General features: G+C 65.2%; 10 protein-coding genes. 4 read left to right on the top strand and 6 right to left on the bottom strand.

Annotated elements, in window-relative coordinates:
- Positions 1-12 precede the first annotated feature (12 nt).
- Both IG169_RS15845 and IG169_RS15840 read left to right on the top strand, forming a co-directional pair.
- Entirely contained in the window at positions 13-1,335 is a 1,323-nt protein-coding gene (locus tag IG169_RS15845) for an O-antigen ligase family protein (protein WP_193177192.1), read from the top strand.
- Between the two features lie 54 nt (positions 1,336-1,389).
- Positions 1,390-2,997: a GumC family protein gene (locus IG169_RS15840; RefSeq protein WP_281435941.1), complete on the top strand. Its 1,608-nt coding sequence runs from the start codon at positions 1,390-1,392 to the stop codon at positions 2,995-2,997.
- Between the two features lie 18 nt (positions 2,998-3,015).
- Here IG169_RS15840 and IG169_RS15835 read toward each other — a convergent pair whose 3' ends face one another.
- Positions 3,016-4,800 (bottom strand): alpha/beta fold hydrolase, encoded by a 1,785-nt coding sequence (locus IG169_RS15835; protein ID WP_193177190.1) that lies wholly within the window; start codon positions 4,798-4,800, stop codon positions 3,016-3,018.
- A gap of 169 nt (positions 4,801-4,969) precedes the next feature.
- Between IG169_RS15835 and IG169_RS15830 the strand changes: the two genes are divergently transcribed.
- The gene (locus IG169_RS15830; protein WP_193177189.1) at positions 4,970-5,896 is read left to right on the top strand and encodes a glycosyltransferase family 2 protein; all 927 of its coding nucleotides are present in this window, start codon (positions 4,970-4,972) and stop codon (positions 5,894-5,896) included.
- Here the strand turns inward: IG169_RS15830 and IG169_RS15825 are convergent.
- Entirely contained in the window at positions 5,893-6,573 is a 681-nt protein-coding gene (locus tag IG169_RS15825) for a polysaccharide deacetylase family protein (protein ID WP_193177188.1), read from the bottom strand. The genes IG169_RS15830 and IG169_RS15825 overlap by 4 nt on opposite strands.
- A 244-nt stretch (positions 6,574-6,817) precedes the next feature.
- On the opposite strand from IG169_RS15825, the gene IG169_RS15820 reads away from it, so the two are divergent.
- Positions 6,818-8,107: a lipopolysaccharide biosynthesis protein gene (locus tag IG169_RS15820; RefSeq protein ID WP_193177187.1), complete on the top strand. Its 1,290-nt coding sequence runs from the start codon at positions 6,818-6,820 to the stop codon at positions 8,105-8,107.
- A 5-nt stretch (positions 8,108-8,112) separates the two neighbouring features.
- Here IG169_RS15820 and IG169_RS15815 read toward each other — a convergent pair whose 3' ends face one another.
- The 4 genes from IG169_RS15815 to IG169_RS15800 are packed head-to-tail and all read right to left on the bottom strand — an operon-like array spanning position 8,113 to position 13,639.
- Entirely contained in the window at positions 8,113-9,207 is a 1,095-nt protein-coding gene (locus tag IG169_RS15815) for a hypothetical protein (RefSeq protein WP_193177186.1), read from the bottom strand.
- Positions 9,200-11,686: a glycoside hydrolase family 2 protein gene (locus IG169_RS15810; RefSeq protein WP_193177185.1), complete on the bottom strand. Its 2,487-nt coding sequence runs from the start codon at positions 11,684-11,686 to the stop codon at positions 9,200-9,202. Before IG169_RS15810 ends, IG169_RS15815 begins: the two co-directional genes overlap by 8 nt.
- 28 nt (positions 11,687-11,714) lie before the next feature.
- Positions 11,715-12,728 (bottom strand): DUF1839 family protein, encoded by a 1,014-nt coding sequence (locus tag IG169_RS15805; RefSeq protein ID WP_193177184.1) that lies wholly within the window; start codon positions 12,726-12,728, stop codon positions 11,715-11,717.
- Positions 12,729-12,730: 2 nt separating this feature from the next.
- Positions 12,731-13,639, bottom strand: coding sequence for an amino acid--[acyl-carrier-protein] ligase (locus IG169_RS15800; protein WP_193177183.1), 909 nt, complete (start codon positions 13,637-13,639; stop codon positions 12,731-12,733).
- Positions 13,640-13,643: the final 4 nt, after the last annotated feature.

Genomic DNA, 13,643 nt, shown 5'->3' with positions numbered 1-13,643 from the left:
CAGGCAGCGCTCATGACGGACGAACCATACCAGCAAGCGGGTCTCGCGACGGGCGAAGGCGAACACGCGCTTGCCCGTTTCGTGCTGCGCTGGATACCGGCGATTATCATCGCCTATGCGCTGATGATTTCGCCGGTCCTGATGCAATGGCGATCCTCCGGCGCGGTCACCGACATCAACGTCGCCGCCGCGCAATCCAATCCGCTCAATCAGCTGTTCTGGATCGGTATGCTCGCCGCCGCGGTGCTGTCGGCCTGGCGCAATTTTCGCGAGATCGGCCGGCTTCTGTCCGAACCGGTTATCCTGCTGGTGTTTTGCTATCTCGGCTTCGCGGCGCTCAGCGTGCTCTGGTCGCCGGTGCCGGCAATCGCCTTCCGGCGCCTCGCCTTGCAAGGCGTCGTCGTTCTGGCTCTCGGCATATCCACCGCGCTCGCCGATGACCGCGACGCCATGCTCGATCGCGTGCTGGCGATATTCGCCGTGACCGTCGTCGTGAACTTGCTGTCCGTCCTTCTGACGCCGCCCGGTCCGATCGGGCACGAGGGCATCTATTCGCAGAAGAACGGCCTCGGCGCCGCCATGGCGTTCAGCGTGCTGTTCTGCATCTATGGCGCGGCTATCAAACGCGGCCGGCTTCGCCTGTTCTTCATCGCGTTGATGCTCGCCGCCTTCTACGCCCTGGTGATGAGCAAGTCCAAGACCTCGCTCGGCCTCGCCGTCCTGCTGCCGGTACTCGTCTTTCTGACGATCGTGATCACCCGGCCATTGCGCATGAATGCCGCCCTGTTCGTTCTGTTCGCCGTCGCGACGGGGCTGGTCGGCTGGTTCTATTTTTCGGCGTTGACCGGTTTCGATTTCGCGGACCTGTCCATGCTGCTGTTCAACGACGAGACCTTCACCGGGCGTACCACGATCTGGGCCTTCGTCACCGACGTGATCTCCCGCAATCCGGTTTTTGGCCAGGGTTACGCATCGTTCTGGGGCATCGGCGCCGGATCGATCGTCGAGCGCGAGGCGCCCGGCTTTGTCGTCGGGCTTCTGCAGGCGCATAACGGTTATCTCGATACCCTGGTGGAGACCGGTGCCATCGGCCTTTCGATCCTGCTGGCGCTGGTCGCCGCCGCGCTGTTTTCGGCCGCGCGCGCCGCCGTCAGGCAGCCGGCCCTGTGCTGGCTGTCGATGACGGTGGTCCTGACCGCCGTCAGCCACAACATGCTGGAGAGCAGCTGGTTCCGCGGTTATTCACTGATCTGGATGGTGTTCCTGTTCGCCGTCTTGCTGCCCCGCGCCGCTGATTCCCGCCCTGGCGAAACAATCGCGTTAGCGAAGTCCTAACCAAAACCATCTACCGATCGTTAGGAATGTTTCGTAGTCATTAAGGACGCGGCCTTGCACGCTCGTCACCAAACATCTCCCGGCCCGGTTCAGTTCGATATCTGGGCGATTGTGAGAATTTTGCGCCGGCGGCTGTGGGTCGTGGCGCTGACGGCGTTCGTGCTGGCCGGCGCGACGGCGGCGTATACGCTGAGCGTGCAGCCCGTCTACCGCGCAAGCGCGCGCCTGCTGATCGAGCCGTCCGTCCGCCAGCCTTTCGATAACCCGAATGTGCCGACGCGCGGTGGCGACGACAGCCTCTTCGTTGACAGCCAGGTGGCGGTAATCGCCTCGGATACCGTGTTGCGGCCGGTGGCGCGTCAATTCGATCTCAAGAACGATGCCGAATTCGGCGCCGATGCCGAACCGGGCCTGCTCTCGTCGGTTCTGGCGCTGTTGCGCGGGCCGGGAGACGCGGGCACGCCGGCGGGCGAGGCGCGGCGCGAGAACGAGGCGGTCAGGGCCTTCGGCAAGGCCGTTGCGGCGAAGCGCGAAGGCCTGACCTACGTCGTCAGCGTCACCGTGGATTCGGTGAACCCGGACAAGGCGGCGAAACTTGCCCAGGCCGTCGCCGATAGCTACCTCGCCGACCGCAAGCGCCATCAGGCCACCTCGTCCATGGACGTCAACAAGCAGATCGAGCAGCGTCTCGTCGGGCTGCGCACGCGGCTGCGTGACGCGGAATCGGCGGTGGAGCGCTTCAAGGCGGAGAACCGCCTGCAGAGCACCGGCGACGCCGGCCTGCTGTCGAACCAGGAACTCGGTGGCCTCAACACGCAGCTGACCGAGGCGCGAGCCGCGCTGGCCGAGAAGCAGGCGCGCTACGACGAGATCACCGCCTTTCTCAAGAAAGGGATCAGCCCGAACTCGATCAACGAGATTTCCGTATTGCCGAATGTCTCCAATCTGCGCGATCAGTTCACGCTCGCTTCCCGGGCCGTCGCCAATCTGGAGGCCGAACTGTTGCCGCAGCACCCGCGGCTGATCCGGGCCAAGTCCGAGGTCAGGCGGCTCGAAGGCCTGCTGCGGGCAGAGGCGCAGGATGCGGCAAGCGCCGCAAAGGTCGAGCTCGGCGTTGCCCGGGAGCGCGTGGCCAATCTCGAGCGCGCCGTCGACACGTCCCGCTCGCAGACCAATGTCGGCAATACCGCGTCGATCCGGCTGCGCGAACTGGAAACGGAAGCCGAGACGACGCGCGCCCTCTACGAGAACGCGCTGGCCCGCACCAAGGAAATCTCGGAGCTTGACCAGGTCGTGGTTCCCGGCGCCCGCATCATCGCGCCCGGCCTTGCCTGGGACAGCGCGGTCTGGCCTAAGAAGAAGCTGCTGGTGGCGCTCGCCGGTTTTCTCGGACTGTTGCTGGGAACCGCCATCGCCATTGGCGGCGAGGCGATACGGCAGCTCTCCGCGCAATTCCGGCAGGCGGCTGGTGAAGCCGACACGTTCGCGGACGAAGACGTGCCCGGTCCGGTCAGGGAAACCGAAATGGAGCCGGTCGTGGCGGTCGGAGAACCGGACGTGTTTGACAACACCGTCGACCTCGACCAGGCGCCGCGCAAACCCTTTCGCCCCCATCGCGCCGGTGGCTATTCGCTGCTCAACGTCCCGCCGGCCGCGGAATAATCCCTTTTTCCGATCGGGCTATGCCAAGCGTGCCGCGAAGGTGCGCAGACGGCCGAGCAGTTCCGCCCGCGCGGCCGGAGGTGTCAGATTGTGATCGGCGTCCGCGATGAAGAAGAGCTCCGTATTTCGATACGGTGAAAGCCCGCCGAAATCGTCACCGAACCAGGTCTTGAGTTCCAGTACGCCGCGATCGCCTTCGCTGAAGACCATCGTCAGCGGCACGCCGCGATCCCGCAGGGTCCGCAAGCGCTGATGCACCACGCTGGCGAGCCGGTGGTGTTTCGAGAACCCGCGCAGCACCGGCGCCAGCTTCCTGTCCGCCACGCGTGTTGCCGCCCGGAGAACCTTCGACGCCGCGACGGCGGGTGACAGTTCGCCGGACAGGACGCGCGCAAACTGCTTCCGGTCGACCATTTTCCGGCGATAGGTGTCCAGCGTCTGGATCGGTTCCCGGATTGCCTTGTCGACGTCCTCGTCCGGATCCCAGACCAGCCGGCGCGGATTGAGGATGAACGCTCCGGCGATCCGCGGATCGGCGACGGCGGCCACGAATGCGAGATAGGCGCCGCTGCATCGCCCGAACAGCATGATCTTTTGCGCGCCGCCTTCTCCGGCCAGCCAGTCGATGGCGGCTTTGACATCTTCCAGTTGCCGGTCCGAATACAGAACCTGGCCGGTCTGGCCCGGCCAATGGAGGCTTTCGCCGATGCCGGCCATGTCCATGCGCAGCGAAGCGAAGCCGTCGCCGGCAAGCGCGCGCGCGAAGTCCACGGTCATCCGGCCCCAGCCGGCCGAATGATCCTGGCCCGAATTCACGAACAGCACAGCGGTCTTTTCCCGCTTGCCTGCCGGGGTCGTTAGTGCGCCGAAAAACATCCGCTCCGGCCCGAACCGCAACAGGGTCTGTTCGTAGTTTTCGCCTTTCAGCGCGGACGGCAGATCGGAGACGGCGGCAGCCGGTCTGGCGCCTTGCGGCGGCCCGAAATTGGCGGCGGTCCACGACACGATCCTGTCGACCGTCCCGGCCGGAACGATCGAAAGCGTCGGATCGGAAATGTAATCGAGATAGCCCGCAAACGGGATCCGGTCCGGCGTGAGACCGTTTGCGGATAGCCCGTCCGCCAGTTTGGCGTCGCTCGGGTGATCGGGGCGCTCGACCAGCAGGATCTTGTCCGTGCGGGGCTTCCAGTCCTTCACCAGGTTCAATGCCCGGAATTCGTTCGCGGTCGCCGCCGAGAGGACGAAGCCCCCGGCCATCAGGCCGCCTTCCGGGCCGTCCGACGCATCGACGAGAAAGGTCGGCTTCGTCATCGCCGTCCATGCGGCCAGTTCGCGCAGATAGGCGCGGCCCTGGGCGACGGGCGCCAGAAGGACGAGGCCGTCGATTTCGTTGTCCCGCGCGAGGTCGCCGGCAAACGCGCCGCCGATCCCCTGGCCCATGACGACGATGCGGGCCGGATTGCAAAGGGCGCGGAGTTCGGCCAGTGCGCGGCGAATGCCGTTCCGCCACGCATGGTCATCGTCAATAGCGGCGCTGTCGCCAAACGAATGCCCGGTCCCCGGATAATCGAACCGCAGGCACGGAAAGCCGGCCGCGGCGAGGGTCTCGCCCAGGATGCGGAAGGTCTTGCGCGAGCAGAGTTCCTCGTAGCCCCACGGGCTCAGCAACAGCACGGCCGTCTTTCCCGCCGCGGCATGGAAATAGCCGGCCAGCCCCTCGAAGGTTACCGGCGCGGCGGGCTGTACGGCAACGGCGTCCGGCGAAGCTTGCGCGTTCGAAAAGGAGGCGTGGGAAAGTTCCATCTGTTCGGCGGTGATCTCTCAAGGCAGCGCGATAGGCACGGCCACGCGGGCGCCCGTGCAAGGGACCATCTCAACACAAACTTCCTAGCCGTCCTTTAACGATGCTTCAAAGATCGTTCGGGCATAGTGCGGCCCGGTTCGACCGCCCCGGAACCCGGAGAGAAACTGCATGGAGAAGCTGGCGAAGATGGATGCCGTTTCGATTGCGATCGCCAGCATCGGCCGCCCGTCGCTCGCCGACACGCTGCGCTCGCTTGCGAAAGTGACGACGTCGCAAGCGGCCGCCGTTTCGGTCGTGGTCGCCGACGATTCTCCCGACGGCGCCGCGACGAGGCTCGTCGAAAGCCTCGACCTCGACGGCTTGCCGGTCACCTGCCTGGCCGTCGCGTCGGGCAATATCTCCACCGCGCGCAACGCGCTTCTCGACGCGGTGGCGGGCGACTGGATCGTCTTCGTGGATGACGACGAATGGGTCGAGCCGGACTGGCTCGAGCGTCTGTTCGTCTGCCAGCGCGAATATGCCGCCGATGTCGTGATCGGGCCGGTTCATCCCGCCTATCCGGACGATGCGCCGGAATGGCTCGTCAGGGCCAATTTGCTGCACCACGATTGGGGTCATCGCGGAAAACGCCTCATGACGGGACGCGGGGGCAACACGCTGGCTAGGATGGATCTGATCCGCGGACTCGGTCTGCGCTTCGATCCCGCACTCGGCGTCACGGGCGGCGAGGACACTGCCTTCTTCGCGCAAGCGGCCTCCAACGGCGCGGTCATCGTCGTCTGCGACGACGCGATGGCGCATGAACATGTTCCGCCCGAGCGCCTGAAACCGTCCTACATACTTCGCCGGGCGGTCAGGTCGGGGCAGTCCTATGCGATCGCGCGCAGGGCCGACAATCCGGGCTTCGCCTGGCGGGGTCTGTTCGCGCTCGACGCCGCGGCGAAATGCGCGGCCGCGGCCTTTCTGGCGCTGGTCTTCATGCCGTTTGACCGCGCCGCCCATTTCCGCATGCGGCACAAGCTCGCGCTGAACTACGGCAAGCTGCGCGCCGTCTTCGGCCTGCCGCTGGCGGAACTCTACCGGCGGGCTGACTAGATCCGGTAGCGCAGACGCCGCAAGGGCGCATAGGCGGTGCCGCGCAGGATCTGCCGCAAACCCAATCGCGGCGCGATATCGCGGTCGGGATCGAAGCTTTCGGTGACTGACCAGCGCGGACAAAACCAGGCGCTGTCATAGGACATGCCCATGGTGCTGGTGTAGACGCGGCTGTAACCGGCCTCCTTCAGGTGGCGCAGAACGTCCTTGTCGAAGGCCCCGAAAGGGATCGCCGCTTCGGTGACCGGCACGCCCGCCTCGTCCTCGATCCGCCGACGCGCGTCATGCAGTTCGCGCTTTCGCCCGGCTTCATCCAGCTTGCGCCAGTCGACATGGTCCCAGCCATGGCTTCCGATACGCATGCCGGCGGCGATCATGGCGCGGATCTGTTCCCCGGAGAGATAGCCCTTTTTGCCGATCCGGCCGGCAAGCACGAAGAAACTCGCGTCGCGCCCGGCTTCGGCCAGCGCCGGCAGGCCGGCGGCGTAATCGGACAGGTTGCCGTCGTCGAAGGTGACGCGGATGCGCACATTGTGCGCGGCTTCGAGGCCGGCAAGCGCGCCAATCGTCCGCCGCCAGGTCTCCGCCGTGATGAAATAGCGGCCTTCCCCGGGCGCGAGCGGCACGATCGGGTCGCCGATGCCGTGGAAGGTGAGAACGAGGGTCCGGGCCAGCATGGTCCGCCTATTCCGAGAAAAAGTTGCGGCGATCATGGCACGGGAAAATCAACAGCGGGTTAGCCGCAAGCGCGAATACGGCGGATTCGGAATATTAACCGCTGCTCCCTAATGATGGCCGCGGGCTGGCCGTATCGATTGCGTTCGTCAACGCCGATGCGGCCCGGATGGACACTCTCTCAATCGGGCTGGCTTTCTCCGCATTCCGGCGGACCGGCGATGCCCGCAAGACGCGGTACGGCAAATGGGCAACGACGAGGGGAAGCGCGGCACCGTTCTTGCGGATCTCGCAGGCAACGCGAAACGCCTCCACCGCTCGCCGCTGGTGCGCAATACCATCTATTACGGGATGAATTTCTCGCTGCAGATTTTCACCCAGTTCGGCTTCTTCGCGCTGATCAGCCGCGCGCTCGGCCCGGGCGGCTACGGCATTTTCGCAAGCGTTTCCGCCGTCGCGCTCATGGTCAGCGTGTTCGTCGGCTGGGGCAGCGATCACCTGCTCATCCAGCGCGTGGCGGTCAACCGCGACCAGTTCGCCGAATATTTCGGCCGGGCGCTGGTGCTCATCGGCGCCACGCTGCTTCCGGCGATCGCCTTCGCGTTCTTCGTCCTGTATTTTCTCGAAACGACGAATCTCAGCGCGTGGGGCATCCTGGCCCTGATCGTCGCCGAATGCGCTTTTCGCAAGATCACCTTCCTGGGCTCGGCGTCCTACATGGCGCACGACCGGGCGGGGAAGCAGTTCCTGATCGACAATGGCAGCCTGATCCTGCGACTGGTGGCGATATTGGCGCTGTTCCTGTCGTTCGACATCGTCACTATAGACATGTGGGCCATGGCGTATCTGACCGCCAGCGCGTTCGCGGCACTCGTTACCATGACCATGGTGCTCAGGGATTTCGGACGGCCCAAATTCGTCTTCACCGGCTTCGACTTCAAGCTGGGCCTTCTCTTCAGCCTCGAATTCGCGTCGGTTTCCGGCTTGCGCGACATGGACAAGCCGGTGATCGTACAGGCGCTTGGCGCCGAGCATGCCGGTCTTTATACCGCCGCCTTTCGCATCATCGACGCCGCCACGGCCCCGGTCAGGGCGGTGCTCTACGCGACCTACACCCGTTACTTTCGCCACGCCGACAAGGGCGCCGAACACGGCATCGCCTTCGGTATCCGCGTCATGCCGTTCATCCTCGGCATCGGTGTTCTCGTCGGCGTTTTCGTCTTTTTCGTCGCCGGCTACGTGCCGCTGCTGATCGGCAGCGAGTACCAAGAATCCGTCGGACTGATCCGGATGCTCGCGATCTACCCGCTGCTGCTCGGTGCTGCCGGCATCGGCGCCGACATCATGCGTTCGATCGGCATGCAGGGAACCCGCGTTGTGCTGATTTTCCTGTCCAACTTCGCGATTGTCGGCGTGGTCTGGGCCGGTTGCGTCTATGGCGGGCTCGAAGGCGCCGTCGCCTCGCGGATGGGGCTGCAGATCGCCATCGTGTTCACGACCTGGGCGATCATCGGCCGCAGGAAAAAGAACCCGTAATCGCCTCAGGCGTGGACGCGGCCCGTCCAGTAGGCCACGGCGTCCTTCAGTCGCCGCCGCGCGCGCCGGTGCCAGACATGCTGCTGCCGGGCGGACGACAGGTCGAACATCGAATTGTTGATGTCGTAGTCGCCGCGTTGCTCGTCCGGAATGTCGTCGCGCTCGATCCGGGCGATGATGTCCGGCAGCGCGTCGTGGAACGCCGGGAAATGGAGCGGCGGATGCAGCGAATACATGCCGGCGCCCGACCCCCGGAAATGCATGTTCCCCAGTCCGTTGGCCTCCAGTGCATTGCTGAGCACCCATTCCGCGCTCAGCGCCTCGATCGGATTGCCGAGCAGGAAGCCGCGCAGCCGCTGGCTGAAAGCCGGCGGGTCGAGGGGGAGGGAGCCGATCCTGGCCTTGAACCGCGCCATGTCCATCAGGAAAATCCGCGTGCTCACCGTCCTGAACCGGTAGGCCGGGCGATCGCCGATCGTCTCCGCTCTGAAGGCGTGCGACGCGTTCACATGCGCGCCTTTCAGCCCGTCGGGATGTGGCGGCCCGGCGAGCGGGCTGACGAACAGCAGGTCTTCGCGGCGCTGCAGCAGGTCGATCCCTTCCGCGATCCATGTCTGGCTCTGCCCGCCATAGAGCATGTCGGCGTCCATGTGCAGGACATAGCCGTCGCCGGCGGATTTCAGGCCCTGGAAATAGCAATAGAACGGGCCGCCGTCCCAGGCCTTGTCGGGAATGGAATCGCGACCGAAAAAGTATCGGGATACCGCCGACTTGGCGTCCGCGCCGTAATCGACTTCCTCGAACGACAGATTGTCGTATTTGGCCTCGAATTCGCGATAGAGCTGGCGGACCTTTTTCAGGCTCTCGGCATACCGGTCGCCCTTCGTATCGCCCTTGTAGCGTCCCGATTGCGGCGCGCGCACGTCGACGGTGACGATCGTCCGGTCCACCTGGCCGCCGAATGTGCGCATCTGGTGCGCGAGGCTGTGCGGCAGGTGCGGCAGGTCGAGCGGATAGGTATTGATCTGCATCGTGACCGGATGCTGCACCTTGCCCGAACGAGCCGTCATCATGTGTTCCCGTGTTTCGCTGTCAGTCATTCTTGTACGCGATCCGGCCCGTTGCATTAAGCGCCATGACCGTGCCGTTCGGCGCGACCTGTTGATCTGCGCCATCCCGCCGGATCATCCGCACGATCTTCTCCGCGCCCGGCGCCAGATGGAACCAGTCGTCCCCGGCGCGGAAATTGTCGTCTTCGATATGGATCGACTGGGCAAAGCGGTCTGCGGTCAGTTTCAGCCGCCAGTCGCCTTCGCTGTCCTGCCCGATCTCCACTTCGAGCGCCAGCGGCGCGCGTCCCTTCGGATAACCGAGCGGGAAGTGATAGGCGTCCGCCAGAACGGCGCCCGTTTCCGCGTCGAGCAACCGCGCCACCGTGACGTCGTGGGCGGGCGGGCCGAACCGGTAGGCATAAGTCGTATCGAAAAACGCACCGAAAAGATCTGTCGCGGCGATCTCTTCATTTGCCCGCGGCGCCAACGAAAGCTCCCGGCGCCCGGAGACGACCGGCGTCGCGCCGTCGCGCAGGCAGGAAAGCGTCGCCACGACGTCCCTTTGCGCTTCGGTCTCGTTGATCACGTGGACCGAAAGCCCGTTGTTGCCCTCGTCGGTGAGCATCACCTGCAGCGGCCGGAAGGCGCGTTTCAGCCCGTACCAGGCCGGTTTCGGTTCGCCGGTCGAGTCGATCACGCCCCAGCCGGCTCCGGGCAGCAGGTCCTGAAAAGTGAAGACCAGCGCGCCCTTGCAGGGCGAGGCGGCGCGGCGCCATTCGGCATAGGTCGCCTCCATCACCTCCCCGGATACGGCGCGCGACAGGTCGAGATAACGCGCCGGGTCGCCGTAGCGCATGTCGATCGGGTCGACATCGTGCAGCAGCTTGAAATAATGGTCGCGCACATCCTCGAAATCCCAGCCGACGCCCCTGTCTCTTGGAACCCTGTCCTTCCAGCGCGGATCGTGGACGGGCATCACCGGCAGATGCGCGTCGAGCGTGCGCTGCTGCGGCACGTTGGAAAACGCGAGGCATTCGCCGGCGAAACGCACATGGGCGCGGCGCGCATCCTCCAGCGGGCGGCGATAGGCGCCGACGCCGTAATAATGCGCGATGCCCTCGTTCGGCGAGAACGGCTGCGCGCCGTCGCAGGGCGAATTGGCGACATAGGGAACATCCGGGCGCAGCGCCGCGCAGATCTCCGGCAGGATGTCTTCCGTCAGCGGCCCTTTCCAGCGGTCTTCCGGCAGGCCGAGCATCGCGCCCTGCTGGTAGATCTCGCTGCCGCCGCACAGAACGGCGAGCGACGGGCTGGCCGCGCTGCCTTCGAGGAATTGTCTTGCCTCTTCGCGCACCGAGGCGGCGAAGGCCTCGTCGGCGACCGGATAGTCGTAATTGGCGAACTGGAAGTCCTGCCAGACCATCACACCGAACTCGTCGCACAGTTCGAAGAAGGCCGGGCTTTCATAGACCGTGATGCCGGCGACGCGCAGCATGTTCATGCCGGCTTCGGCGGCGAGCTCAAGCCATGGCCGGTAGCTCTCTTTGTCGCCGGGCAGCCGGACGATATCCGCGTTCGTCCAGACCGCGCCGCGGCAGAACACCTCGGTGCCGTTGACCTTCAGCCCGAAGCCCTTGCCGTCCGCGCTCCGGTCGATCTCGATACGGCGGAACCCCGTCTTTCCGAGATCGAAACGCTTTCCGCCGATGTCGAGACGGACGTCGTACAGCACCGGTTCGCCATGCGTGTGCGGCCACCACGGCGCGACGCCGGGAATGCGCAATTCCGCCGTCCAGGTGCCGTCTTCCTGCCCGGTCGCCTTCGCCGTTTCGCCGGCGCAATGCAGCACGGGAACTCCGGCCGTTCCCGTCACCGAAAACGTAACCGTAAGAATGCCATTACCATTCGTATCGAGCGCCGCCGCCATCGTCTCGACGGCAAGCCCGAATGCATCCTGCTTCACCAGCGAGACCGGCCGCCACGGGCCGACCGCGTGAACCTCCGGACACCAGCCCGGCATGTGGCCGAGCAGCGTCGTGCGCACCAGCCGGAGCCCTTGCGACACCGCCAGTTGCGGCCGCCAGCGGGCGCGCGGACCCTTCTTTTCCAGATGCGGCGCGAGCGCGCGGAAGCAGATCGCGAGTGTGTTGCCGGTCCCGGCCTTCACCGCCACTTCGTGGCGCAGAAACATGCTGTCGCTGTCGAGGACCTTTTCGCCGCCCCAGAACACCTCGGCGATCGTCGCGAGTCCCTCCAGGACGAGCAGATAATCGCCGGGCTCGTCGACGCGGATATCCGCGACGTACCAGACGTCCCGGTCGTGCAGCGGCGCGGGCGCTTCGGCGCTGAACCGGCCAGCGTCGGCGAGCGCGCCGGCCGCCGTGCCCGGAACGGGCGCGGCTATCCAGTCGGAAAGGGACGCGAGATCGGCTGGGACGGCGACGGCGCCGGGATCGCCCAGCGCCATTCGCCAGCCGGTGTCGAGCCGCAAGACGGTCGCGTCGGATGGCGTTATTCGACGTGTCATGGCCCGTCCTGTCCGGAAATTCGCGCGGTCAGGCCGCCTTCGATGCGGCCTTGCCGAAACTCTTGTCCAGCCCGGTCACCAGCGTGTCCCACGCATCGACGGCGGGTTCCAGCGCGGGCCCCAGCTTGTCGAATTTCTTGCGCATGACGGCGCGCGCCAGCTGGAACTGCACGACCTTGCAGGTCTCCGAGATCGTCTTCGCGTCCTGGACTCGCGCGGCGAGATCGGAAAAACCGTTTCCGGCCATCCATTCCAGATGGCTGGAAAACAGTTCGAAATTCGCTCCGAGCTGGCGCAGCGTGTTGAACGCGTAGAGATGGAAGAACCCGAAGGGGCGTTCGGCGATCGCCTCGACCTGTCGCGGAAACACCTCGGCGAAGGCGCGCACCGGATTTTTCACCGGCCGACGCGCGAGGTGATGGCGCAGCAATTCCTCCGCGCCCGTCGCCAGTTGCTTCGCCGACGGCAGTTTTTCGGGGAACTTCACGAACTCGGTATAGGGCAGGAACGGCAGCGCGCCTTCGGCCGCTTTCATGTGGAAGATGCCGTCGAAATCCTCGCCCTCCAGCCTGTGCAGGCCGAGATTGTGGAAATAGTCCATCACCCGGTTCTCGACGTCGAGCCGGTTGATGGCCACCGTCGTCTTGCCGTGTTCCTTGCGGTAGGCCGTGCCCTGCGTGTCCGGCAGGTAGAACGAGTCCATCTCGACCAGCGTCAGCCGGCCGCGCCGGATCTGCTCGCGAACGTGATTCTCGACGCGGTCGTAGATCGCCAGTTCCGTGACCCGGATGCCGTACAGGCTTTCCAGATCCTCCAGCGGCACCTTGAAGAAGGTGAACTGGTCGCCCTCGAAATCCTGCGTCACAGCATAGGCGAGGCAGGCTTCCGGCGGCAGGCCGAGGCTTGCCAGCACCTCGATCCAGATGTCGAGATAACAGTTGGTCTCCGGCCAGTCGCGCGTCATCGCATGCAGCGGATGGCGCGCGTAATTTTCGGGATCGAGTCCCGGAAAGACGGCCGGAATGTCGGCGCGTTCTGCCATGCTCAGCCCCACAGCGTCTTGCGGACGTTCGCCGGCCAGGCCTTCGGGTCGAGGCCGTGGCGCACGAACAGCGCCAGCGCGATGCGCTCGAGCCCCCAGCCGACGCAGGCGGTGTGGCAGGTTTCGCCGCCGGCGAAAGCAAGGCCCCATTTCGCGCCGAACGCGTCCTGATGGTAGTTGAAGCTCATGCAGGCCGTCGGCTTGGCCGCCGAGTTGACCGGAATCAGCAATTCGAATTTCAGGTTCTGGTCGCGCTGGTTGTTGGCGAGCATCTTGCCGGCGCGGCCGAAGAACGGATCGTTGGCGACATCGATCTCGACGTCGAGGCCGACCGACTCCATCATCTTCACGCCCCGGTCCATCCAGGTTTGGCGGAACTCGGTGACGGCCTCCTGCGTGCCGATGCGGACATATTCACGCATGCGGAACATCTGCTGGCGGTCCGGATCGGTCGAGGGCTCGTGGCGGAAGCAGTAGGACTGCAGGTCGTAGAGCCCGCCTTCCGGCGGCAGCGGTCCGCGTTTGGCGATGGTCGGATAGAGCGGGTAGCAGGCCGCCGGCGTCAGCGCGATGTCGGTCGCTTCCTGGGTTTTGGTCCAGTCGCCGCCCTCGTCGATGCATTTGAGCAGGTTCATGTGGTCGAGTTCGCAGCCGCAGAACGAGTGCACCGTGCCGGCGAGCTGCGGGAAGCTCTTCATGTAGCCGCTTGTCTCGAAATGGGCGCGGTTCATGCCGGGCGGAAAGCGGATCATTTCCGCGCCTTCCGCGCCGCCATAGGCGCTGATCAGCCCCTCGAAACGGGAAATCACGTCCTCGAAGACGCCCGACCGGCCATAGAGGCCGTCGACGCCGGTTTCGATCAGCAGGCCGGCGTCGAAGAGCCGGTCGAGAAGGGAAGTCTGCATGTCCATCGGA

Origin of the sequence: Oricola nitratireducens (assembly GCF_014904745.1) — a bacterium.
Lineage (GTDB): Bacteria > Pseudomonadota > Alphaproteobacteria > Rhizobiales > Rhizobiaceae > Oricola > Oricola nitratireducens.
The sequence above is the reverse complement of the archived record's forward strand: the minus strand, read 5'-3'. Positions and strand labels throughout refer to the sequence as shown.

Bases quoted from the DNA above. Each gene is read 5' to 3' on its own strand.
- IG169_RS15845 (WP_193177192.1), top strand. From the start codon at position 13: ATGACGGACGAACCATACCAGCAAGCGGGTCTCGCGACGGGCGAAGGC.
- IG169_RS15835 (WP_193177190.1), bottom strand. From the start codon at position 4,800: ATGGAACTTTCCCACGCCTCCTTTTCGAACGCGCAAGCTTCGCCGGAC.
- IG169_RS15830 (WP_193177189.1), top strand. From the start codon at position 4,970: ATGGAGAAGCTGGCGAAGATGGATGCCGTTTCGATTGCGATCGCCAGC.
- IG169_RS15825 (WP_193177188.1), bottom strand. From the start codon at position 6,573: ATGCTGGCCCGGACCCTCGTTCTCACCTTCCACGGCATCGGCGACCCG.
- IG169_RS15820 (WP_193177187.1), top strand. From the start codon at position 6,818: ATGGGCAACGACGAGGGGAAGCGCGGCACCGTTCTTGCGGATCTCGCA.
- IG169_RS15815 (WP_193177186.1), bottom strand. From the start codon at position 9,207: ATGACTGACAGCGAAACACGGGAACACATGATGACGGCTCGTTCGGGC.
- IG169_RS15810 (WP_193177185.1), bottom strand. From the start codon at position 11,686: ATGACACGTCGAATAACGCCATCCGACGCGACCGTCTTGCGGCTCGAC.
- IG169_RS15805 (WP_193177184.1), bottom strand. From the start codon at position 12,728: ATGGCAGAACGCGCCGACATTCCGGCCGTCTTTCCGGGACTCGATCCC.
- IG169_RS15800 (WP_193177183.1), bottom strand. From the start codon at position 13,639: ATGGACATGCAGACTTCCCTTCTCGACCGGCTCTTCGACGCCGGCCTG.